The following is a 21,432-nucleotide window of genomic DNA, read 5'->3' on the forward strand; positions in this document are numbered from 1 at the left end:
GGGGTGGCTGACGGGAATGGGTTTGGCCGCCCCTATCATTACCCCCTCCCCACCCCCATCTTCCCCTCACAAAAAGGGGTGCCAATGACCGAACCGATCCTGTCCATCGCGGGCGTCACCAAGACCTACAAGAGCGGCACCACCGCCCTCCACCCCGTCGACCTAGACATCCAGAAAGGCGAGATCTTCGCGCTCCTCGGCCCCAACGGCGCGGGCAAGACGACGCTCATCAGCATCATCTGCGGCATCGTCACGCCGTCCGCCGGCACGATCAAGGTCGCCGGCTACGACGCGATCCGCGACTATAAGCAGGCGCGCAGTCGCATCGGCTTGGTGCCGCAGGAACTCAACGTCGACATGTTCGAGACGGTGCTCGCCACCGTCACCTTCAGCCGCCGCCTGTTCGGCCGCTCAGGCCACAGCGCGTACATCGAACAGGTGCTCCGAGACCTCTCGCTCTGGGACAAGCGCGACGCGAAGATCCGCGAACTTTCCGGCGGGATGAAGCGCCGCGTGCTGATCGCGAAGGCGCTCGCGCACGAACCCGAAATCCTGTTCCTCGACGAGCCCACCGCAGGCGTCGATGTCGCACTCCGCCGGGACATGTGGAAGCTCGTCCACCGCCTGCGCGAAGGCGGCACGACGATCATCCTGACGACGCACTACATCGAGGAAGCCGAGGAAATGGCCGACCGCGTCGGCGTCATCAACAAGGGCAAGCTGCTGCTGGTCGACGACAAGGCGTCGCTGATGAAGAAGCTCGGCAAGCGCGAACTCGACATCGCCCTCCAGGACCCGATGATGACGATCCCCACCGACCTCGCCGACTGGGATGTGTCGCTAGACGACGACGGCAAGCGCCTGCGCTACGTATTCGACGCACAGGCCGACCACACCGGCATCCCGTCGTTGCTGCGCAAACTCAGCGAACTCGGCATCGGCTTCAAGGACCTCGAAACCAGCAAATCGAGCCTCGAAGACATCTTCGTCGATCTCGTCGGAGAACGCGCATGACCCCCTCGCTGATCAATACCCACGGCATTTGGGCGATCTACCGCTTCGAAATGGCGCGCGCGCTGCGCACCCTGTGGCAGAGCCTCGTCACCCCCGTCCTCACCACCTCGCTGTATTTCATCGTCTTCGGCGGCGCGATCGGCAGCCGGATGCAGCAGGTCGGCGGCGTCGGTTACGGCAGCTTCATCGTCCCCGGCCTGATCATGCTTTCGCTGCTCACGCAGAGCATCTCGAACGCGTCGATCGGCATCTACTTCCCGAAGTTCACCGGCACCATCTACGAGCTGTTGTCGGCGCCCGTCTCGGCGATGGAGATGGTGATCGGCTATGTCGGCGCGGCGACCACCAAGTCGGTAATCCTCGGGCTGATCATCCTCGCGACCGCCTCGTTCTTCGTGCCGCTGCGGATCGAACACCCGTTCGCGATGATCGCGTTCCTGATCCTGACCGCAGTCGCGTTCAGCCTGTTCGGGTTCATCATCGGCGTCTGGGCGAACGGCTTCGAGCAGCTGAACTTCGTCCCCGCGCTGCTGATCACGCCGCTGACGTTCCTCGGTGGCGCGTTCTATTCGATCGACATGCTGCCCCAGCCCTGGCGCACGTTCAGCCTGTTCAACCCGGTTGTCTATCTGGTGAGCGGCTTCCGCTGGAGCTTCTTCGGCGTCGGCGACGTTGCGGTCGGGGTCAGCCTCGCGGTGACGGCGGGCTTCCTCGCGGTATGCCTGATCGCGATCGCGTGGATCTTCAAGACCGGCTGGCGGATGAAGAACTGATCGCGCTAACGACGACCAAGTCGGTAGTGTAAGTTCAGTCGCCCTTGTTCTCCCGCGAAGGCGGGAGCCCAGTCTGGGTCCCCGCCTTCGCGGGGAAACATGGGAGGTTGGTTCACCGCCCTAAACAAGTATCCCACCCCGGCGAAGGCCGGGGCCCAATTGGGGAACGACGGTAACTGAGCACCGCGCTTCGTTACTCCGAACTTCCCAATTGGGCCCCGGCCTTCGCCGGGGTGGTATTGGAAGATCAAGCCGTGCGATGCTCGCCCTTGACCCAGCGCACCGTCCCCGAAGACGCGCGCATCACCACGCTCTCGGTGGTCATCTTGCCCTTCTTCCGCTTCACGCCAGCCAGCAACGAGCCATCGGTAACCCCGGTCGCCGCAAAGATGCAGTCGCCCTTCGCCAGCTCGGACAGGTCGTACTGCTTGTCGAGATCGGTGATCCCCCACTTCGCAGCGCGTCCACGCTCGTCGTCGTTGCGGAACAGCAACCGGCCCTTGAACTGTCCGCCGACGCAGCGCAGCGCCGCGCACGCCAGCACGCCCTCAGGCGCGCCGCCGGAGCCCATGTACACGTCGACCGTGGTCTCGGGATCGGACGTCGCGATCACGCCGGCAACGTCGCCGTCCCCGATCAGCATGATCCCGCAGCCGACCTGCCGCAGCTCGGCGATCAGCGCCTCGTGACGCGGACGATCGAGCACGCACACGATCAGGTCGCGCGCCGGCACGCCCTTGGCGGCGGCGACGGCGTTGATGTTCTCGGTCGGCGTCTTGTCGAGATCGATGATGCCCTCCGGATAGCCCGGCCCGACCGCGATCTTGTCCATGTAGACGTCGGGCGCGTTGAGCAGCCCGCCCTCTTCGGCGATCGCCAGCACGGCGAGGCTGTTCGGCCCCGCGGTCGCGCAGATCGTCGTGCCTTCCAGGGGATCGAGCGCGATGTCGATCTTCGGGCCCTTGCCGATCGCCGAGCCGACCTTCTCGCCGATGAACAGCATCGGGGCCTCGTCGCGCTCGCCCTCGCCGATCACGACCGTGCCGTCCATATACAGCGAGTTGAGCGCCTCGCGCATCGCCTCGACCGCGGCCGCATCCGCCGCCTTCTCGTCGCCACGACCGACGAGCGTGGACGCGGCGATCGCCGCTGCTTCGGTCACTCGGACCATTTCGAGGACGAGAACGCGGTCGAGAACCTGGCTGGCGGCAGCGGTCAAAATATTTCTCCTCGGTATGTTTCGTCCCGGATAGGCAGCGGCCATCCGGTTGTCGACCCGGTCAGTCCCTCAGCAGGTCGTTGATCGAGGTCTTAGACCGCGTTTGCGCGTCGACCCGTTTGACGATCACGGCGCAATACAAGGACGGCTTGCCGTCTCCACCGCCGATCGAGCCCGGCACGACGACGGAATAGGGCGGCACTTCGCCCTTGAACACTTCGCCGGTCGCGCGATCGATGATCTTGGTCGAGGCGCCCAAATACACGCCCATCGACAGCACCGCGCCCTCGCCGACGCGGACGCCCTCGGCGACTTCCGCGCGCGCGCCGATGAAGGCGCCATCGCCGATGATGACGGGGTCGGCCTGCAACGGCTCGAGCACGCCGCCGATGCCGGCGCCGCCCGACAAGTGCACGTTCTTGCCGATCTGCGCGCACGACCCGACCGTCGCCCAGGCGTCGACCATCGTCCCCTCGCCGACATAGGCGCCGATGTTGACGAAGCTCGGCATCAGGATCGCGCCCTTGGCGATGAAGCTGCCGCGGCGAGCGACCGCGCCAGGAACGACGCGGATGCCAGCCGATCGAAACTCGGCTTCACCCCAGCTCGAGAACTTCGACGGCACCTTGTCGAACCCCGGGGATCCCGCCGAACCGCCGTCGATCACGACGTTGTCGTTGAGCCGGAACGAGAGCAGCACGGCCTTCTTCAGCCACTGGTTGACCTGCCAGCCATCAGCGGTCGGCTCGGCAACGCGCGCGGTCCCCGCGTCCAGCATAGCCAGCGCGGACTCGACGGCGTCGCGTACTTCGCCCTTGGTATCCAGGCCAAGGTTCGCGCGGTCGTCCCAGGCGGCGTCGATGATGGTCTGCAAGGTCATGATGTCTCCAGGATGGTTTCGAGCCATGGCGCAAGCACCGGCACGGTAAAATCGATGTGATCGCGCGCTGCGTCGGGCGACTGCTCGGAGCCGTTGTCGATCCAGACGGTCGTCATCCCGATCGCCTTGGCCGGCGTCAAATTGCGCGCCATGTCGTCGGCGAACAGCGACTCCCGCGGATCGATGTCGAACGCCGCGCAGAACCCTGCATAGGCAGAAGCATGCGGCTTCGGCATCAGGTTCATCGCGTGGATGTCGTGGATCGCCTCGAAGCTCTCGCCGAGCCCGAGCCGGTCGAGGATCTTGAGCGCATACGGCTTGTCGCCATTGGTAAAGACGAGTTTCCGCCCCGGCAGCTTGGCGATCGCGGCGACCAGCGGCGCGTCGTGCTCCAACACGTCCATCTCGATGTCGTGGACATGCGCCAGGAACGCGTGCGGATCGACGTGATGCTCGGCCATCAACCCCGACAGCGTCGTGCCGTGATTGTGGAAATACCCCTTCTGCACGCGCCGCGCCTCGTCATGCTCGAGCCCGAGCAGGTCCTGGATGAACCCGGTCATCCGCGCGTCAACCTGCGCGAACAGGTCCGCGCTCGCCGGGTACAGCGTGTTGTCGAGATCGAAGATCCAGTTGCGGACATGGTCGAGGCGGGGGTCAAGGCGGGCAAGCATCGGCCGGAACCTCTACGGACCGCCGCGCGCGGCGACAAGCGGGGTGCGACACTGCCGACCTTTATGGCCGATGTTTACGATCGCGTAAGGCTTTGCATTCCAGTATGTTACGGAAAATCACAAAAGGGCGGATGAATGCGCGGCACGAAGGCGGGGCTGCTGAGAACGGCGGCGGTGGCAAGTGGCCTGCTGCTCGCCGCCTGTGGAGGCGGCGGCGGTGGTGGCGTCAACAGCACGCCCGCCCCTCCCACGGTTTCCACCCCGACGCCGACACCGCTTCCGACACCAGCGCCCACCCCTGCTCCGACTCCCGCGCCGACCCCGACCCCGACCCCGTCCAGCAACGACACCAGCGAATATCGTGCGACCGTCGGCGCGGTCTCGATGAACGCGCTGGCCGCGTACAATGTCGGCGCGACCGGCAGGGGGATCGGAGTCGGCGTGATCGACAGCGGTATCGACCTGCAAAGTCAGGAATTCGGCACCCGAATCTCGTCGGCTTCGCAGGACGTCGCCGGCAATAGCTCGATCGACGACGAAGGCGGCCACGGCACTGCGGTCGCCTTCACGCTGGCGGGCCGGAGGAATGGCGCGGGCTCGCACGGCGTGGCGTTCGACGCGACGCTGATCGTCCTCCGCGCCGACCGCCCCGGGACTTGCGCCACCGCGAGCAAGGACGACGAGGATTCGGGCTGCAAGTTCGGCACCGACGCGATCACCCGCGGGCTCGATGCGGCCCGTACGGCCGGTGCGAAGGTCGTCAACATCTCGCTCGGCGGCTCCGAGATGCCGCAAAGCCTGAAGGATGCGATCGGCCGCGCGACTGCCGCCGGGCTGGTCGTCGTGATCGCGGCGGGCAATGACGGTTCGGTCAATCCCGACCCGTTCACCAACGTCGCAGGCGAAGCGCAGGGCCGCAACCAGGTGATCATTGCCGGCTCGGTCGGCGCAAGCGACGGAATATCCACCTTCAGCGACCGCGCGGGGACCGGCGCCGCGCACTTCTTAACCGCGGTCGGCGAAAGCGTCCGTGCGCCCGACGCGACCGATACCGCCTATCTGTGGTCGGGCACATCGTTTGCCGCGCCGCAGATTTCCGGCGCGGTCGCGTTGCTGGCACAGGCCTTCCCCAACCTCACCGGCGCACAGATCGTCGACATCCTGTTTCGCAGCGCGCGCGATGTCGGCGCCCCCGGAGTCGACGCGGTCTACGGCAATGGCGTGCTCGACCTGACGCGCGCGTTCCAGCCGCTCGGCGCGACGTCGATCGCGGGATCGAAGGCGGTCGTCTCGACGACCGGCAACGCCAGCTTGTCCGCGCCGATGGGCGACGCCGCGCAGGGTGAACTCGGCGCGGTCATCCTCGACGGCTATAGCCGCGCGTTCGCGATCGACCTCGCCAAGACGATCGCGCGTCGCAGCCCCGACCGCTCGCTCGGCGGCGCACTCCAGTCGCGATTTCGCACCGTGGCGCTGGCGCAAGGGGGGATGACCGTATCGATGACGCTCGCGCCGCGCGCCAACGGCGACGTCGCGCTCGATCGCACTTCGCTCTCCACCGCCGACGCGACCAGCGCGCGCGCGATCGCCGGAATGGTGACGCAGAAGCTCGGCAGCACATTGTCGTTCGGGTTCGGCTTCGCGCAAGGCTCGGGCGCGCTCAGCGCACAGCTCTCCGGCCAGTCCGAACCCGCCTTCCTGATCGCCAACACCGGCGGCCTTGGCTTCGATAACAACACGAAAGCCTCGAGCGCGATGCGGCAGAGCTTCGGCGGGTTCGGCTTCACCGCCGGAATCGAAAATGGCGATGTCCTGACGCAGCGCGACGGCGACTTCCGCCTGCGCGACCGCTGGCAGCGCTCGGGCTACAACCGCGCCTCGCTGACCGTCGACCGCCGCTTCGGCGCGCTCTCGACGATGGTCGCCGCCACCCGCATGGACGAGCGCGACACCGTCCTCGGCGCGCGCTTCGACGCGGCGCTCGGCGCGACCCGCGCGGCAACGTGGTTCGTGGATACCAAGGCGCGGTTCGATGCGGGGAGCGGCTGGAGCATCGGCGGATCGATGCGCCAGGGCTGGACCCGCGCGGCCGTCCGCGGCGGTCTCAGCGGCGACGGTCTCGTCCGCACCAACGCCTTCGCGGCCGACATCGGCAAGGACGGCGTGTTCGGCCACGACACGCTCGGCCTCCGCGTCGCGCAACCGTTGCGTGTGGCGCGCGGCGGGATCGACCTCGGGCTCCCGACCTATTTCGACTACGCCAGCAACACCGTCACCGACTGGACCACGCAACGCCTCAACCTCGCCCCGCAAGGCCGCGAGCTCGATGTCGAAATGCGCTACGGCGTGCCCGCGTTTGGTGGCGGCCTCGACACCAACCTGTTCTTCCGCCGCGACCCCGGCAACTTCGCGGCGCTCCCGAACGACTACGGCATGGCGATGCGCTACAGCCTGGGCTTCTGATCCCCCCGCCCCCCAATCCGTCATCCTGACGAAAGTCGGGACCCAGAGTTTCAAGCGCTGCCCTATCTGGCTCTGGGTCCTGACTTTCGTCAGGATGACGGACGTAACAGACCGGCGGGGCTGGATAAGCTACCGCTCGGTACCTATCTCTGCCGCATGACACGCTATTCCCTGCTCGATCTGGTCCCCGTCATCGAAGGCGGCACCGTCTCCCAATCGCTCGCCAACGCGGCCGACCTCGCGCGGCACGCCGAGAGCGTCGGGTTCCAGCGCTACTGGGTCGCCGAACATCACGGCATGACCGGCATCGCGTCCGCCGCAACCGCCGTCGTGATCGCGCACATCGCCGCCGCCACGAAGACCATCCGCGTCGGCTCGGGCGGCATCATGCTCCCCAACCATGCGCCGCTGACGATCGCCGAGCAGTTCGGCACGCTCGACGCGCTGTTCCCCGGCCGCATCGATCTCGGCCTCGGCCGCGCACCCGGTTCGGACCAGCGCGTCGCGCGCGCGATGCGCCGCACACTGGAAACCGACGCCAACGCGTTCCCGCAGGATGTCATGGAGCTCCAGAGCTACTTCGCCAACGACGGCCAGACCGGCATCGTCGCGACTCCGGGCGCAGGCTCGGACGTCGAGATGTGGATCCTAGGCTCCAGCACGTTCGGCGCTCAGTTGGCGGCGGCACTCGGCCTGCCCTACGCGTTCGCCTCGCACTTCGCGCCCGATGCGCTCGATGCCGCGCTCGCGATCTACCGCCGCGACTTCCGCCCGTCGGCACGCCTATCGAAGCCGCACGTCATGGCTGGCTTCAACGTGTTTGCGGCCGAGACCGACGCGGAAGCCGAACTGCTCGCCACCTCGCAGCAACAGTCGTTCGTGGCGTTGCGCACCGGCAACCCCGGCCAGATGAAGCCGCCCCTCGCCGGCTACCGCGAGTCGCTCGGCGCGCAGGGCAACCAGATCCTCGACCACGTGCTGCAATGCTCGGCAGTCGGCAGCCCGGCCAAGGTCGCGCGCGGCATCGCGGCATTCGTCGAGCGGACCGGCGTCGACGAGGTCATGGTGACCAGCGCGATCTACGACCACGAGGCCCGCAAGCGGAGTTTGTCGATCACGGCGGACGTGATGCAGGAACTGAAGATCGCTGCGTAAGTCGGCTGCCACCGTTCCCGCTTAAGACACCACCCCGGCGAAGGCCGGGGCCCAATTGGGGGATGGTGGTAACGGAGGGCAGCACGTCGTTACTGCGACCTCTCCTAATTGAACCCCGGCCTCCGCCGGGGTGGTGCACGCGGGAGGGTCGCGACCTACTCCCCCGCCCATTCCTTCAACAGCGTATACGCAATCGCATAAGGCGGCGGCGCCACGAACGGCCCCTCCTCCCCGCGTAACACCGCACGCACCATCTCGCGCGGTACCCACATCGCATCCTCGAGCTCGTTTACATCGAGCGTGATCGCATCGTCCTCCGCCTCCGCGACGCATGCCATCATCAGCGAAGACGGAAACGGCCAGGGCTGGCTCGCGACGTACCGCACCTTGCCCACCCGAACGCCCGACTCCTCAAGGATCTCGCGCGCAACCGCCTCCTCGATCGACTCGGCCGGCTCGACGAAACCGGCCAGCGCGGAATACCGCCCCGGCGGCCACCCCTTGCCGCGTCCGAGCAGCGCACGCCCGTCATGCTCGGCGATCATGATGACCACCGGATCGACCCGCGGGAAATGCTCGGTCCCGCAGTTCGGGCACTTCCGCGCCCACCCGGCGCGGAACACCTCGGTCGGCGATCCGCACTTCGCGCAGAAGCTATGACGCACATGCCAGTCGATCACACTGCGCGCGCCAGCGTACGTCGCCGCCTCACCGGGCGCGAGCGCGGCCAGCACCGCCATCAGCGCCGGCGAGCGCATCGCCGGCGCGTTGTCGACACGCATCCCGTTCAGCAGCGCCGCGAAATGCGGCCGACCACTTTCGTCGAGCCCGAGCAGGATCGGCTCGGCATCGTCCGGCATATCCGCCATCGACGTCCAGGCGAGATGTCCGTCGTCGGTCGTGCCGGGCAGCAGCCCGTCGAGCACCAGCAACCGAGCACGCCAGTCGCGCTGCGCCGCCGCCAGCCCCTCCGGGTCATGCCGGAGTGCATCCGACCGATCGAGCGTCCCGCCGGTAAATCCAGGTGCCTCCATCACGCTCATCGGCGCAACCTCGCCGCATCCTGGAGCAGCGCCGCGACCACCTGCTGGCGGAGTGGTATCCGGTCCGCCGGGAAATAGTTGACCATCACGTTGCCGCGCGAATGCTTCGACGGATCGACCCATGCGATCGTGCCCGCCGCACCACCCCAGGCATAGGTGCCCTTGCCCGGCCCGTTCGGCGTATCCGCGAGGACCACGGAACCGCCCGCGCCGAAGCCCATGTTGCTCCCCTGCGTCCCCCCGGTACCGCCGCCAACTCCGCCGAACACGACGCCCGCCGGCAACAGGTTCGACGTCGCCAGCGCGATCGTCTCGGGCTTCATCACGCGGACGCCGTCGAGCATGCCGCCGTCCTGGATCATGTGCAGGAACCGATCGTAATCGCGCGCCGACATCACGAGGCCGGCACCGCCATACGGAAAGCTCGGCTTCTGCAGGAACACCGACGTCGCAGCCGGATCGAGCGGCGTCCGCGTGTCACCGACGAACGCATAGTTGGTCGCGAGCCGCCCAACCTCACTCTGTGGCACCTGCCAGAAGCTCGACTTCATCTTGAGCGGATCGAACAGCCGCGTCTGCACGAACCGCTCGAAGCTCATGCCGCTGGCGACCTCGATCACGCGGCCCATCACGTCGAGCCCGATCGAATAGCTCCACTTGGTGCCGGGGTCCGCGATCAGCGGCAGCGTCGCGACGCGGTTGGCGAACTCCTCGAGCGATTTCGGCCGGACGGGCCGCATCTTGGTTTCCATCGCCGCGCTGACCGACAGCGGCAGGATCCCGAGCCGCTCGTATTCCTTGAGCAGCGGCCCCTTGGTAACGATCGTGTAGCCGAGCCCGGCGGTATGCGTCAGCAGGTTGCGGATCGTGATCGGCCGCGTCGCCGGGCGCGTGGCGAGCGACGTGTCGGGGCTGGTCGCGACCTTCATGTCCTTGAACGCCGGGATATATTTGCTGACCGGATCGTCGAGGTTGAGCTTGCCGTCCTCGACCAGCATCATCGCCGACATGCCGGTGATCGGCTTGGACATCGAATAGACGCGCCACAGCGAATCGGGGCCTGCCGCCGGAGCATTGGGGTCGTCGCTGATCTTGCCCGCCGACGGAAACAGCGTCGGACCATCACCAGCCCCGAACGCACCGACGATCCCCGGCATCTTGTTCTGCGCGACATAGCTGTCGAACAACGCGGACGTGGCAGGCAAAAGCGCATTGACCGGGATCGTCATCCGCGGCGTCGGCCGAGCCTGCGGTCTCATTTGCGGACGCGGTTGCGCCTGCTGGGCATAGGCCGTGGCGGCAGCCAATGCGGCAAGTCCGCCAGTCGAAATCCAGTGCATCAGTTTCATGCAGCTCTCCGTATGGTCTTGCCGGCCTTGGCGAAAACGGTCGGGAGGCCGGCGGTATCCAGCTTGTCGATCGGCCACCATTCGCTTGCCGTTGGAACGAGCGGTTGATGCGCCTCGACCGTCGCCACCGCAAGCGTCAGTTGCAGATCGAAATGCGTAAATCCGTGTGCGACGGTTGCGTCCAGCATCCGCCAATCCGCCTGCGCCGGTGCATCCTCGAAACCGGGCGCAACATTACCCCAAGGCCCGGTCGGAAACGCGCGCATCCCGCCGAGCAGACCCTTGTCCGGCCGCCGCACCAGCAACACCTGCCCGTCGCGCTCCAGCCAGAATATCGTCCCGTACCGCTGAGGCTTGGCCGCCTTCTTCGCCTTCACCGGCAACCGCTCGGGCGCGCCCTGCGCAAAACCTTCGCAAAACGCGCGGATCGGACACAGCAGGCACTTCGGCGCGCGCGTCGTGCAGATCCCCGACCCCAGATCCATCATCGCCTGCGCGAAATCACCCGCCCGAGCATCCGGCGTGATCGAATCCGCCGCCACCCGAATCGCCGGTCGCGCAGTCGGCAAGGGCGTCTGAATCGCGAACAGCCGCGCGACCACCCGCTCGACATTCGCGTCTACAACCACCGCCCGCTCGCCGAACGCGATCGCCGCCACCGCCGCCGCTGTATAAGCGCCGAGCCCAGGCAAAGCGCGCAGCTCCACCTCCGTCCGCGGAAATTCCCCGCCATGCTCCGCGACCACGGCTTTCGCCGCCTTCACGAGATTGCGCGCCCGAGCATAATACCCAAGCCCAGCCCAAGCCGCCATCACATCGGCGTCGTCCGCAGCTGCCAGACTCGCGAAATCCGGCCACCGCCTCGTCCACGCGAGGAACCGCGGCGTCACCGCGGCCACCGTCGTCTGCTGCAACATCACCTCGGACAACCACACCCGGTACGGATCGACCGCCTCGCCCGGCTTCGCGCGCCACGGCAGGTCGCGACGATGCGCGTCATACCAGTCGAGCAGGGCCCCGGAGACCGAAGAGCGCTTGGCGTTCACGCGTCGCCTATGGCATGGGTTCGCAGATGAGCAAGCCGCCCGTTTCTGTGCCTAAATCTGCGACGCCCAAGCCGGCGACGAAGCGCATTAAAGGCAGGACCGATCCCGACGCCCCGCGCGAGAACCGCTCGCGCGCGGTCGCCGAACTGCTGCCCGCGATCGGCGGCGCGGCATTCCGGCGATTCGGCTTCGTCCAGTCGTCGATCGTCAGCCGCTGGCCCGAGATCGTCGGCGCGAAACTGGCCGGCGCGAGCGTCCCCGAATCGATCCGCTTCCCGGTCGGCAAGAAGCAGGACGGCGTCCTCACCCTCACCGTCCGCGGCGCGCACGCCCCGATGATGCAGCACATCGCGCCCGAGATCATCGAGCGCGTCAACCGCTTCTTCGGCTATGCCGCGATCGTGAAGGTCGCGATCCGCCAAGGCGAGGTCGCCGCCCCCGTCCCGCGGAAGGCCCCGCCTTCGATCCGCCCGGTCCCCGTCGATCTCGGTATGAGCCTGAAGGGCATCGCCGATCCGGAACTGCGCGCCGTCCTCGAATCCCTCGCCGCCGGCGTCGCCTCGACGCACGGCCTTCCCAGGATCAACTGATGCGCGTCTTGCTTGCCGTCTTCGCCCTCTTCCTGCTGACCGGCGCCGCGCCCAAGCGAGACTGGTCGCAAACCGCGCGCATCCTCCCCTCGGGCGCCTACCTGATCGGCAACCCCGCCGCGCGCGTGAAGCTCGTCGAATACGCCAGCTACACCTGCTCGCACTGCGCCGACTTCTCGATGAAGTCCGAGCCCGTGCTAAAGCGCCAGATGATCGCGTCCGGCTCGACCAGCCTCGAAGTTCGCAGCTTCATCCGCGACCGGCTCGATCTGGCAGCAGCGATCCTCGCCCGCTGCACCGGCCCGAAAGGCTTCTCCGCTACCTCATCCGCGATCTTCGCCGCACAGCCGCAATGGCTCGAACGCGGGATCCAATACCAGCAGGGTAACGCCGCACGCCTGAACATGTACCCGGCGGCCGCACAGATTCGCGCCAACGCCGACGGCTCCGGCCTGACCGCGTTCGTCAAGGCACGCGGGCTGTCGGATGCGGCGATCAACGCATGCTTCGCCAACCAGCCCGAGATCGACCGCATCGTCAAGCTGACCGCCGACGCGCCGAAGGAGATCGATTCGACGCCGACCTTCTACCTCAACGGCAAGATCGTACCCCATGTCGGCTGGGAACAGCTCGAACCCGCGCTCCGCAAGGCCGGCGCCCGTTAATTCACGTGATCCACTGGAGTAACCCGATGAAGTTCCTGACCACGCTCGCCGTCCTGCCGCTCGCGCTCGCCGCCTGCTCGAAGAACGATTCGACCGGTAACGTCGACCAGCCCGCCGCCGCACCGGTAGCAGCCGCCGCAGCCCCCGCCGGCCAGAACTGGACCGAGACGGTCGTGAAGACCCCCGAGGGTTATCTGATGGGCAACCCGAACGCGCCGATCAAGCTCGTCGAATACGGCGCGCGCTCGTGCCCGACCTGCGGTGCGTTCGGTCGCGAAGCGTACAAGCCGCTGACCGAGAAGTACGTCTCGACCGGGAAAGTCAGCTTCGAATTCCGCGACTTCCTCGTCCACGGCGCCCCCGACGTGGCGCTGACCCTGCTCGGCCAGTGCGGCGGCGTCGCGCCGTTCTTCCCGATCCTCGAGCAAATGTACGGCAACCAGATCGCCTTCCTCGACAAGCTCCAGGCGATGACCCCCGACCAGCAGAAGGCGCTCGCCAACCAGCCGCCCACGGTCGTCGCGACCAAGCTCGCCGAGCAGATGGGCGCGATCGATTTCGTCAAGCAGCGCGGGATCCCGGAGGCGAAGGCGCGTGCTTGCCTCGCCGATCAGAAGCAGCTCGAAGTGATGGCCAAGCCGACCGAGAACGCGATGCAGGCCGGTACCGTGACTGGCACGCCGACGTTCCTGATCAACGACAAAAAGCTCGACCAGGTCGTGAGCTGGGATCAGATGGAGAAGGCGCTGAAGGCGGCTGGGGCGTAAGCTAACCGCTCCACAAGTAACTACCACCCCGGCTAACTACCACCCCGGCGAAGGCCGGGGCCCAATTGGGGGACGTTGCTAACGGAGATCAGCGCTTCGTTACCGCGACCTCTCCAATTGGGCCCCGGCCTTCGCCGGGGTGGAGGCAAGGGCGGTAAGCGTGCCCACGGGCAGCACCGCCTTCCTTGTTCTCCCGCGAAGGCGGGAGCCCAGTCTGGGTCCCCGCCTTCGCGGGGACACAAGGTGCAACGGCTCGGTATCAGAACAACATCGCTTACAGCCGGGGGGCGCAAGAATGCAGATCAAGCGCCTCCGCATCACCGGCTTCAAGAGCTTCGTCGACCCCGCCGATCTCCGCATCGAACCCGGCCTCACCGGCGTCGTAGGCCCGAACGGCTGCGGCAAGTCGAACCTGCTCGAAGCGCTCCGCTGGACGATGGGCGAGGCCAGCGCGAAATCCCTGCGCGGCGCCGGCATGGAAGACGTCATCTTCGCCGGCACCGCAACCCGCCCCCCGCGCGACTTCGCCGAAGTCTCGATCCTCGCAGAAATAGCCGGTGACGAACGCGAGATCGTCCGCCGGATCGAACGCGGCGCAGGCTCCGCCTACCGGATCGACGGCCGCGACGTCCGCGCAAAGGACGTCGGCCTGCTCTTCGCCGACGCCGCCACCGGCGCGCACTCCCCCGCGCTCGTCAGCCAGGGCAAGATCGGCGCGGTCATCGCCGCCAAACCCGCCGACCGCCGCGCGATGCTGGAGGAAGCCGCCGGGATCGCCGGCCTCCACGTCCGCCGCAAGGACGCCGAGGGGAAACTCCGCGCCACCGAAGCCAATCTCGCCAAGCTCGACGAGATCATTGCCGATCAGGACGCGCGCGCCGCCACGCTGAAACGCCAAGCCCGCGCCGCCGAACGCTACCGCCTCATCTCCGCGCAGATCCGCGTCGCCGAAGCGCGCACATTGTTCGCCCGCTGGCGCGAAGCCGCTACCGCCGCTGACGCCGCCAAGGCCGAAGCCACCGCCGCCGAAACCCGCGTCCACGCCACCACCGAAGCCGAACGCGCAGCCGCCGCAGACCAGCACCGCGCGATCGAAGCCGTCGCCACCGCCCGCACCGCAGCACTCGCCGCGCGCGACCTGGTCGGCGATCTCACCCACCGCCTCGCCGCGCTCAAAACCGAGAAGGCCAGCGTCGAGCGCAGGATCGCCGACCTGACCGACGCCCGCGCCCGGATCGCCGACGACCGCACGCGCGAAGGATCGCTCGCCAGCGACGCCGCCGCCGCGCTCGCCCGCCTCGCCGACGAGGCCAAGGCGCTCGACACCGCGATCGCAGACGCCACCGCCGCGATTCCCGATCTCGACGCCGCACTCGCCGAAACCGAACGCAGCGCCCGCGACGCCGAAGTCTCCCTCGCCCAGGCGCTCGCCACGCAAGCCCGAGACGCCGCCGAAGTCCGCGTCGCCAGCGCAGCCCTCGCCGCCGCCCGCACCCGCGCCGACCGCGCCGATCGCGATGCCGCCCAGATCGCCGCCGCTCTCCGCGCGCTCGGCGACCCCGCCCCGCTAGCCACAGAGCGCGAAACCGCCGCCGAAGCCCGACGCACCGCGACTGCAGCAACAGAATCCGCCCGCCACGCCATCACACAAGCAGACACCGACGAAGCCGCCGCGACCAGCGCGCGAGACGCCGCCGAAATCACCCGCGCCACCGCCCGCGCAGACCTCGCCGCGATCGACAGCGAAGTGACGGCGCTCACCAAGGCAACGCAGCGCAGCGGCCGCGACCGGCTGCTCGACCATGTCTCGGCCAGCACCGGCTACGAACGCGCACTCGCCGCAGCACTCGGCGACGATCTGGACACCAGCCTCGACGCATGGGCCGGCGCCGAGCCCCGCGAAGACGACCCCGCCCCGCCCGCCGACGCCGAACCGCTGGCAGAGCATGTCGACGCGCCCCCCGCCCTCACCCGCAGACTCGCGCAGGTCTTCGTCGTCGGCACCGATGGCCAGCAACACCTCGCCGTCGGTCAGCGCATCGTCACCCGAAACGGCCAACTCCGCCGCTGGGACGGCTTCACCGCAACCGGCACCGGCGCGGCCGCCGCCGAACGCCTCGTCCGCCGCAACCGCCTCGCCGCGCTCCACGCCGCCCGCCCCGCTGCGGCCGAAGCGCTGAACGACGCCGAACGAACCCGCGCCGCGATCGACGAGCGGATCGCCCAAGCTAGAGGCCAGTCGCAAACCGCCCGCGCCGCCCTGCAACGTGCCGAAACCGCCGCGCGCGACGCCGTTCGCCAGGAAGACCGCGCCGCCGCCGCGCTCGAACGCCTCGCCACCCAGCGCGCAGACCTCGACGTCCGCGCGCACCGCATCGCCGACGACGTCGCCGACGCGCACGCTGATCGCACCCGCGCCGAAGCCGCGATGGCCGCCGTCCCCGACGGCACCGCCAACGCGCGTCAGGTCGCCACGCTCCAATACGACGCCGAACGTGCCCGCGCCGCCGTCGCGCAGGCCCGCGCCGATCGCACGACGCTCGACCGCAGCATTGCCATCCACCGCGAACGCCTGTCCGCCGCCCAGGCCGACGCCCGAAGCTGGCGCGCGCGCGCGGGTGAAGCCGCCAAGCGCATCGCCGCCATGGACGCGCGCGAAACGACGCTGGGCGCCGACCTGGCCGCGATCGCCGCTCGCCCCGCCGCCCTCGACGCTGAAATCGAGACGCTTGACGCCGAACACCAAGACGCGCGCACAACCGCCGACGCGCTCCTCGCCACCGAACGCACGGCGGAAACCGCCGCCCGCACCGCCGACGACGCCCACCACGCCGCCACTGAAGCGCTCGCCGTCGCCCGCGAAGCCCGCGCCGGCGCGATCGCCCGCGTCGAAAACCACGAAGCGCGCCGCCTCGATCTCGGCCGCCTCTCGGGCGAGCGCTTCCAGTGCCCCGCGCCCGTCCTCCCCGAACGCCTCGGCTTCGCGGTCGCCGACGTCCGCGCGCCAGCCGAAGAGTCCGCCACGCACGACCGCCTCACCACCGACCGCGAGCGGATCGGCCCGGTCAACCTCGTCGCCGAAACCGAACTCGCCGAACTCGAAGAGTCCGCGCGGGGCAACGCGGTCGAGCGCGACGAACTCGGGCAAGCCGTCAACCGCCTGCGCGGCTCGATCGGCACGCTCAACCGCGAAGGTCGCCAGCGCCTGCTCGCTGCGTTCGAGGCGGTGAACGGCCATTTCCAACGCCTCTTCACCACGCTGTTTGACGGCGGCGCCGCGCACCTCGAACTGATCGATTCCGACGACCCACTCGAAGCCGGCCTCGAAATCATGGCGCAACCCCCCGGCAAACGCCTCCAGTCGCTCACCCTCCTGTCGGGCGGCGAACAGGCGCTGACCGCGGTCGCGCTGATCTTCGGCCTGTTCCTCACCAATCCCGCGCCGATCTGCGTCCTCGACGAAGTCGACGCGCCGCTCGACGATGCGAATATCGAGCGCTTCTGCGACCTGCTCGACCGCATGTCGCGCGACACAGACACGCGCTACCTCGTCGTCACGCACAACGCCGTCACGATGAGCCGCATGCACCGCCTGTTCGGCGTGACGATGATCGAACGCGGTGTCAGCCGCCTCGTCTCGGTCGACCTGCAAGCCGCGACCGGACTCATTGCAACGGCGTAGGGAGACAATCCCCGTTCGCGACGTTGACCCTTGATGTTCCTCGACGAATCCAGCATCTGGCCGCGCAAGGAGGACCTGCCTCCGCGCAAGCCCGTGTATCGTCACGAGAAGGCGCTCACCCGCCTGATCTTCGTCTATCTATTCCTGTTGCTGCTCCTGCCCGTGAGCCTCGGCGGCATGGTCGACCTGATCCGCTACGTGTTCGACTGACTGATCGCTGTCCTACACGCCCCGATCCTGACAGCGTTCCGACGCCTCGATCGTTAGACTTTCATACCCGAGAAAACGCCCCTGCGAAAACGCTCCCAGCGTCTGCACTTTCTATACTTCACTCTGCCGCCAAGACCGAGAACCGCCCCGCATCAGCGACATAGCAACAAGTTGATCTCCATCACTCGACACCCCTTTTCGCGGAACGTAAGACGAACGAATGGCCCAACTCGACACCCGCGAAAAGCTCGAGATCCTCGCCGATGCAGCCAAATACGACGCGTCCTGCGCGTCGTCCGGCACGACGAAGCGCAATTCGAAGGACGGCAAGGGGCTCGGCTCGACCGAAGGGATGGGCATCTGCCACGCCTATGCGCCCGACGGCCGCTGCATCTCGCTGCTGAAGATCCTGCTGACCAACAGCTGCATCTTCGACTGCCATTACTGCATCAACCGCAAGAGCTCGAACGTCCGCCGCGCCCGCTTCACGGCAAAGGAAGTCGTCGATCTAACCATCGCCTTCTATAAGCGCAATTATATCGAGGGCCTGTTCCTCTCCTCAGGCATCATCGCATCGTCGAACTACACGATGGAGCAGATGGTCGAGGTCGCGCGGTCGTTGCGCGAGGACCATCATTTCCGCGGCTACATCCACCTCAAGACGATCCCCGACGCCGATCCCGAACTCGTCCACCAGGCCGGGCTGTATGCGGACCGCGTCTCGATCAACGTCGAACTCCCGACTGCGAACGGCCTGAAGCGTCTCGCCCCCGAGAAAGACGGCGTCCGCATCGAGACCGCAATGGCCGAGGTGAAGGCCTCGATCATCGACGGCAAGGACGCCAAGGCCAAGTACAAGTCCGCGCCGAAGTTTGCCCCCGCCGGCCAGTCGACCCAGATGATCGTCGGTGCAGACGCCGCGACCGACGGCGACATCGTCCGGAAGGCGTCGACCCTGTACGACCGCTTCGGCCTTCGCCGCGTCTATTATTCCGCGTTCAGCCCGATCCCCGATGCGAGCGCCGTCCTCCCGTTGCAACGCCCGCCGCTGATGCGCGAGCACCGGCTGTACCAGTCCGACTGGCTGATGCGCTTCTACGAGTTCCAGCCGCACGAAGTCGTCGCTGCCGCCGACGACGCAACCGGGATGCTGCCGCTCGACATCGACCCCAAGCTAGCCTGGGCACTGAAGTTTCGCGGGTCGTTCCCAGTAGACGTCAATCGCGCCCCCCGCGAAATGCTTCTCCGAGTCCCCGGACTCGGCGTAAAGGCAGTCAACGGCATCCTAACCAGCCGCCGCTGGCGCTGCCTGCATTTGGCGGACATCGCCCGCTTGACCGTGTCAGTCGCCAAGCTCCGCCCCTTCATCATCGCCGAAGACTGGCGCCCGGTAGCTCTGGCGGACAAAGCCGAGCTCCGCCCCATCATCGCCCCAAAACCCAAGCAAATGGAAATGTTCGCGTGACGCCGACGCATTCCTCCCTGTGCTGGGGAAGATTATGCGCGTCGTAACCCTTTCCGAACCCGACGACTTTGACGGCTGGCGCGACGCCGCGCGTGGCCTGATCGCCGAAGACGTCCCCCCCGACGACGTCGTCTGGCAAGTCGGCGACGAGCCGGTCGACCTGTTCGCAACCGTGGCGGAACCCGCCCCTGCCCCGCCCCCCGGCGCGTTCTCCGTACCCCGCGCCTTCATAGACCTAGCCCGCAGCGCCATTCTCGGCAGCGACCCAGAGCGGTTCGCACTGCTCTACACGCTACTTTTCCGCCTCCGTCGCGAGCAGAAACTGATCGAGGACCGCGCCGATCCGCTCGTCCGCAGGCTCGACCGGATCGCCAAGGACGTCCGCCGCGACATCCACAAGATGCGCGCATTCCTCCGTTTTCGCGAGGTCGAGGAGGACGGCGGAACGCGCTTCGTCGCGTGGTTCGAACCCGACCACCACATCGTCCGCGCCAACGCAGCCTTTTTCGTCAACCGCTTCGCCAGCATGCGCTGGTCGATCCTGACGCCCGAAGTCTCGATCCACTGGGATGGCAAGGCGCTCAACGAAGGCCCCGGCGCGAGCAAGGCCGACGCCCCCGACGGCGACCCAACCGAGGAAGTCTGGAAGACCTATTACGCCAGCATCTTCAACCCGGCCCGCATGAAGATCGGCGCGATGCTGAAGGAGATGCCCAAGAAATACTGGAAGAACATGCCCGAAACTGCGCTGGTGCCGGGGCTACTGGCGGCCGCGCAGGCACGGGAGAGCGGGATGATCCAGCGCGCGCGCGACACGGTCGGCGGCAATAGCCAGATTGCATGGGAAGCGCTACGCGACGAGGCCGCCGGTTGCACCCGCTGCCCGCTCTACAAGCCCGCGACGCAAACCGTGTTCGGCGAAGGCCCAGTCGACGCCCCACTGATGTTCGTCGGCGAACAACCCGGCGACCAGGAGGACATCGCCGGCCGCCCGTTCGTCGGCCCCGCCGGCCAGATGTTCGATAAGGCGATGGCGGAAGCGGGCGTCGATCGCTCCCGCGCCTACGTCACCAACGCAGTAAAACACTTCAAATTCGAACAACGCGGCAAACGACGCATCCACGCCAAGCCCGGCGCTGGCGAGATCGACGCATGCCGCTGGTGGATCGAGCAGGAGCAGATGCTGATCAAGCCGAAGGTCACGGTGGCGCTAGGCGCCACCGCGGCCCGGTCGCTGTTCGGCAAGGTGATGACAATAGGACGGGAGCGTGGACGGGCGCTGCAGTTGCCCGACGGCGGCGAGGCGTGGATTACGGTGCATCCGAGTTACCTGCTGCGGCTGCCGGACCCAGCGCAGGCGGCGGAAGAATATGCGCGGTTCGTCGAAGATCTGCGAATTGTGGGGGGGCGGATCGGCTGATCTTCGGCGGCATATTGTACCAGTTTAATTTCTCCCGCCCGTCATCCTGACGAAAGTCAGGATCCAGTGCCACAACCGCTTTCCCCGTGACCCTGGATCCTGACTTTCGTCAGGATGACGGAGCAAGTAGAGGGGCGTCTCCGCTACTTACATCGCGTTCGGTTCTGGTCCCAATCGGCCAGCAGGATCGTCGAGCGCTTCGATCGCAGCCATGTCCTCGTCATCGAGCGTCAGATCCAACGCCGCGAAATTGTCCGCCAGATGTTCAACATCCGACGCCTTCGGGATGACCGAAAAGCCGTTCGCCAGATGCCACGCCAGGATGACCTGCGCCGCACTCCGACCATGCTTGTCCGCGATCCGAACGATCGCGCCGTCCTGCAACAATGTCTTGCCCTGCCCCAACGGACTCCAGCTCTGCGTCACGATGCCATGCGCTTCATGATAGGCGCACTGCTTGCGCTGCTGAAAATTCGGGTGGAGTTCGATCTGATTGACCGCCGGCGTCACGCCGGTCGCAGCGACAATCGCGTCGATGTGCTCGGGCAGGAAGTTCGAGACGCCGATCGACTTGGCCTTCCCGGCATCGCGCAGCGCGATCATCGCCTTCCACGCATCGACATACTCGTCCTGCTTCGGCACCGGCCAATGCATGAGGTACAGATCGACTGATTCGACACCGAGCAGCGCGAGGCTCTCGTCCATTGCCACTTCGGCATCACCCTGTCGGTCGTTCCAGAGCTTGGTCGTCAGGAACGCGTCAGAGCCCTTGTAGCCGTCACCGACGCCGCGTTCATTCTCGTAGATCGCGGCGGTGTCGACCAGCCGGAAGCCGATATCGAGCCCCGAGCGGACGATCGCCGCAGCCTGACTGTCGGGAATCTGCCACGTGCCCATGCCGAGCTGGGGCATCGTGCGGCCGTCGTTGAGTGTAAGATCTGTCATGCCGCAAACAGCGCACGACACGGCCGACGGTTCCGATTGGCTCTTCCCTTCCGCGCCCGGTTCGCGCAATCG

General features: G+C 67.2%; 18 protein-coding genes. 11 read left to right on the plus strand and 7 right to left on the minus strand.

Annotated elements, in window-relative coordinates; translation table 11 throughout:
- Nucleotides 1–84 precede the first annotated feature (84 nt).
- Both ASG20_RS10260 and ASG20_RS10265 read left to right on the plus strand, forming a co-directional pair.
- On the plus strand, nucleotides 85–1,014 hold the full coding sequence (locus ASG20_RS10260; protein WP_056051642.1) for an ABC transporter ATP-binding protein: 930 nt from the start codon (nucleotides 85–87) through the stop codon (nucleotides 1,012–1,014).
- Nucleotides 1,011–1,787, plus strand: a complete 777-nt coding sequence (locus tag ASG20_RS10265) for an ABC transporter permease (protein ID WP_056051645.1) — start codon at nucleotides 1,011–1,013, stop codon at nucleotides 1,785–1,787. Before ASG20_RS10260 ends, ASG20_RS10265 begins: the two co-directional genes overlap by 4 nt.
- A 247-nt stretch (nucleotides 1,788–2,034) precedes the next feature.
- On the opposite strand, the gene glpX is transcribed toward ASG20_RS10265, so the two are convergent.
- The 3 genes from glpX to ASG20_RS10280 all read right to left on the minus strand — a co-directional run bounded on the left by glpX (nucleotide 2,035) and on the right by ASG20_RS10280 (nucleotide 4,560).
- Complete coding sequence (gene glpX / locus ASG20_RS10270; RefSeq protein ID WP_056051647.1) at nucleotides 2,035–3,006, minus strand: class II fructose-bisphosphatase; 972 nt, start codon at nucleotides 3,004–3,006, stop codon at nucleotides 2,035–2,037.
- Between the two features lie 61 nt (nucleotides 3,007–3,067).
- Nucleotides 3,068–3,886 carry a 2,3,4,5-tetrahydropyridine-2,6-dicarboxylate N-succinyltransferase gene (gene dapD, locus ASG20_RS10275; protein WP_056051649.1) on the minus strand — a complete coding sequence of 273 codons (819 nt, stop codon included), beginning with the start codon at nucleotides 3,884–3,886 and terminating at the stop codon, nucleotides 3,068–3,070.
- Nucleotides 3,883–4,560, minus strand: a complete 678-nt coding sequence (locus ASG20_RS10280; RefSeq protein ID WP_056051651.1) for a pyrimidine 5'-nucleotidase — start codon at nucleotides 4,558–4,560, stop codon at nucleotides 3,883–3,885. Before ASG20_RS10280 ends, dapD begins: the two co-directional genes overlap by 4 nt.
- A gap of 135 nt (nucleotides 4,561–4,695) precedes the next feature.
- Here ASG20_RS10280 and ASG20_RS10285 point away from each other — a divergent pair, with 135 nt between their 5' ends.
- Nucleotides 4,696–7,023: a S8 family peptidase gene (locus ASG20_RS10285; RefSeq protein WP_082470883.1), complete on the plus strand. Its 2,328-nt coding sequence runs from the start codon at nucleotides 4,696–4,698 to the stop codon at nucleotides 7,021–7,023.
- Nucleotides 7,024–7,179: 156 nt separating this feature from the next.
- Nucleotides 7,180–8,178 (plus strand): LLM class flavin-dependent oxidoreductase, encoded by a 999-nt coding sequence (locus ASG20_RS10290; RefSeq protein ID WP_056051654.1) that lies wholly within the window; start codon nucleotides 7,180–7,182, stop codon nucleotides 8,176–8,178.
- A gap of 155 nt (nucleotides 8,179–8,333) precedes the next feature.
- On the opposite strand, the gene nudC is transcribed toward ASG20_RS10290, so the two are convergent.
- Genes nudC through mutY form a run of 3 tightly spaced genes read right to left on the minus strand, consistent with a single transcriptional unit; the run spans nucleotide 8,334 to nucleotide 11,616 of the window.
- Nucleotides 8,334–9,212: an NAD(+) diphosphatase gene (nudC, locus tag ASG20_RS10295; RefSeq protein ID WP_056053023.1), complete on the minus strand. Its 879-nt coding sequence runs from the start codon at nucleotides 9,210–9,212 to the stop codon at nucleotides 8,334–8,336.
- 5 nt (nucleotides 9,213–9,217) lie between these two features.
- Entirely contained in the window at nucleotides 9,218–10,570 is a 1,353-nt protein-coding gene (locus ASG20_RS10300; RefSeq protein WP_056051655.1) for a serine hydrolase domain-containing protein, read from the minus strand.
- On the minus strand, nucleotides 10,567–11,616 hold the full coding sequence (gene mutY / locus ASG20_RS10305) for an A/G-specific adenine glycosylase (protein ID WP_056051656.1): 1,050 nt from the start codon (nucleotides 11,614–11,616) through the stop codon (nucleotides 10,567–10,569). The genes ASG20_RS10300 and mutY overlap by 4 nt, the downstream gene beginning before the upstream one ends.
- 26 nt (nucleotides 11,617–11,642) lie before the next feature.
- On the opposite strand from mutY, the gene ASG20_RS10310 reads away from it, so the two are divergent.
- The 7 genes from ASG20_RS10310 (at nucleotide 11,643) to ASG20_RS10335 (ending at nucleotide 20,415) form a co-directional block, all read left to right on the plus strand.
- Nucleotides 11,643–12,206 (plus strand): DUF721 domain-containing protein, encoded by a 564-nt coding sequence (locus tag ASG20_RS10310; RefSeq protein ID WP_156364214.1) that lies wholly within the window; start codon nucleotides 11,643–11,645, stop codon nucleotides 12,204–12,206.
- Complete coding sequence (locus tag ASG20_RS10315) at nucleotides 12,206–12,871, plus strand: thioredoxin domain-containing protein (protein ID WP_056051658.1); 666 nt, start codon at nucleotides 12,206–12,208, stop codon at nucleotides 12,869–12,871. Before ASG20_RS10310 ends, ASG20_RS10315 begins: the two co-directional genes overlap by 1 nt.
- Nucleotides 12,872–12,897: 26 nt before the next feature.
- On the plus strand, nucleotides 12,898–13,638 hold the full coding sequence (locus ASG20_RS10320) for a thioredoxin domain-containing protein (protein ID WP_056051660.1): 741 nt from the start codon (nucleotides 12,898–12,900) through the stop codon (nucleotides 13,636–13,638).
- 295 nt (nucleotides 13,639–13,933) lie between these two features.
- Nucleotides 13,934–17,320 (plus strand): chromosome segregation SMC family protein, encoded by a 3,387-nt coding sequence (locus ASG20_RS10325; RefSeq protein WP_056051662.1) that lies wholly within the window; start codon nucleotides 13,934–13,936, stop codon nucleotides 17,318–17,320.
- A 33-nt stretch (nucleotides 17,321–17,353) separates the two neighbouring features.
- Nucleotides 17,354–17,530, plus strand: a complete 177-nt coding sequence (locus tag ASG20_RS19670) for a hypothetical protein (protein ID WP_168371622.1) — start codon at nucleotides 17,354–17,356, stop codon at nucleotides 17,528–17,530.
- Nucleotides 17,531–17,750: 220 nt separating this feature from the next.
- Complete coding sequence (locus tag ASG20_RS10330; RefSeq protein WP_056051664.1) at nucleotides 17,751–18,995, plus strand: putative DNA modification/repair radical SAM protein; 1,245 nt, start codon at nucleotides 17,751–17,753, stop codon at nucleotides 18,993–18,995.
- A 34-nt stretch (nucleotides 18,996–19,029) separates the two neighbouring features.
- Nucleotides 19,030–20,415, plus strand: a complete 1,386-nt coding sequence (locus ASG20_RS10335) for a UdgX family uracil-DNA binding protein (protein ID WP_056053031.1) — start codon at nucleotides 19,030–19,032, stop codon at nucleotides 20,413–20,415.
- Between the two features lie 147 nt (nucleotides 20,416–20,562).
- Here ASG20_RS10335 and ASG20_RS10340 read toward each other — a convergent pair whose 3' ends face one another.
- The gene (locus ASG20_RS10340) at nucleotides 20,563–21,360 is read right to left on the minus strand and encodes an aldo/keto reductase (RefSeq protein ID WP_056051667.1); all 798 of its coding nucleotides are present in this window, start codon (nucleotides 21,358–21,360) and stop codon (nucleotides 20,563–20,565) included.
- Between the last annotated feature and the right edge of the window lie 72 nt (nucleotides 21,361–21,432).

It is taken from the genome of Sphingomonas sp. Leaf198 (assembly GCF_001424005.1).
Lineage (GTDB): Bacteria > Pseudomonadota > Alphaproteobacteria > Sphingomonadales > Sphingomonadaceae > Sphingomonas.

Excerpts from the sequence above, each read along its gene's own strand:
- ASG20_RS10260 (WP_056051642.1), top strand. The coding sequence starts at position 85 with ATGACCGAACCGATCCTGTCCATCGCGGGCGTCACCAAGACCTACAAG.
- ASG20_RS10265 (WP_056051645.1), top strand. The coding sequence starts at position 1,011 with ATGACCCCCTCGCTGATCAATACCCACGGCATTTGGGCGATCTACCGC.
- dapD (WP_056051649.1), bottom strand. The coding sequence starts at position 3,886 with ATGACCTTGCAGACCATCATCGACGCCGCCTGGGACGACCGCGCGAAC.
- ASG20_RS10280 (WP_056051651.1), bottom strand. The coding sequence starts at position 4,560 with ATGCTTGCCCGCCTTGACCCCCGCCTCGACCATGTCCGCAACTGGATC.
- ASG20_RS10285 (WP_082470883.1), top strand. The coding sequence starts at position 4,696 with ATGCGCGGCACGAAGGCGGGGCTGCTGAGAACGGCGGCGGTGGCAAGT.
- ASG20_RS10290 (WP_056051654.1), top strand. The coding sequence starts at position 7,180 with ATGACACGCTATTCCCTGCTCGATCTGGTCCCCGTCATCGAAGGCGGC.
- nudC (WP_056053023.1), bottom strand. The coding sequence starts at position 9,212 with ATGGAGGCACCTGGATTTACCGGCGGGACGCTCGATCGGTCGGATGCA.
- ASG20_RS10300 (WP_056051655.1), bottom strand. The coding sequence starts at position 10,570 with ATGAAACTGATGCACTGGATTTCGACTGGCGGACTTGCCGCATTGGCT.
- ASG20_RS10310 (WP_156364214.1), top strand. The coding sequence starts at position 11,643 with ATGAGCAAGCCGCCCGTTTCTGTGCCTAAATCTGCGACGCCCAAGCCG.
- ASG20_RS10315 (WP_056051658.1), top strand. The coding sequence starts at position 12,206 with ATGCGCGTCTTGCTTGCCGTCTTCGCCCTCTTCCTGCTGACCGGCGCC.
- ASG20_RS10320 (WP_056051660.1), top strand. The coding sequence starts at position 12,898 with ATGAAGTTCCTGACCACGCTCGCCGTCCTGCCGCTCGCGCTCGCCGCC.
- ASG20_RS10325 (WP_056051662.1), top strand. The coding sequence starts at position 13,934 with ATGCAGATCAAGCGCCTCCGCATCACCGGCTTCAAGAGCTTCGTCGAC.
- ASG20_RS19670 (WP_168371622.1), top strand. The coding sequence starts at position 17,354 with ATGTTCCTCGACGAATCCAGCATCTGGCCGCGCAAGGAGGACCTGCCT.
- ASG20_RS10330 (WP_056051664.1), top strand. The coding sequence starts at position 17,751 with ATGGCCCAACTCGACACCCGCGAAAAGCTCGAGATCCTCGCCGATGCA.
- ASG20_RS10335 (WP_056053031.1), top strand. The coding sequence starts at position 19,030 with ATGCGCGTCGTAACCCTTTCCGAACCCGACGACTTTGACGGCTGGCGC.
- ASG20_RS10340 (WP_056051667.1), bottom strand. The coding sequence starts at position 21,360 with ATGACAGATCTTACACTCAACGACGGCCGCACGATGCCCCAGCTCGGC.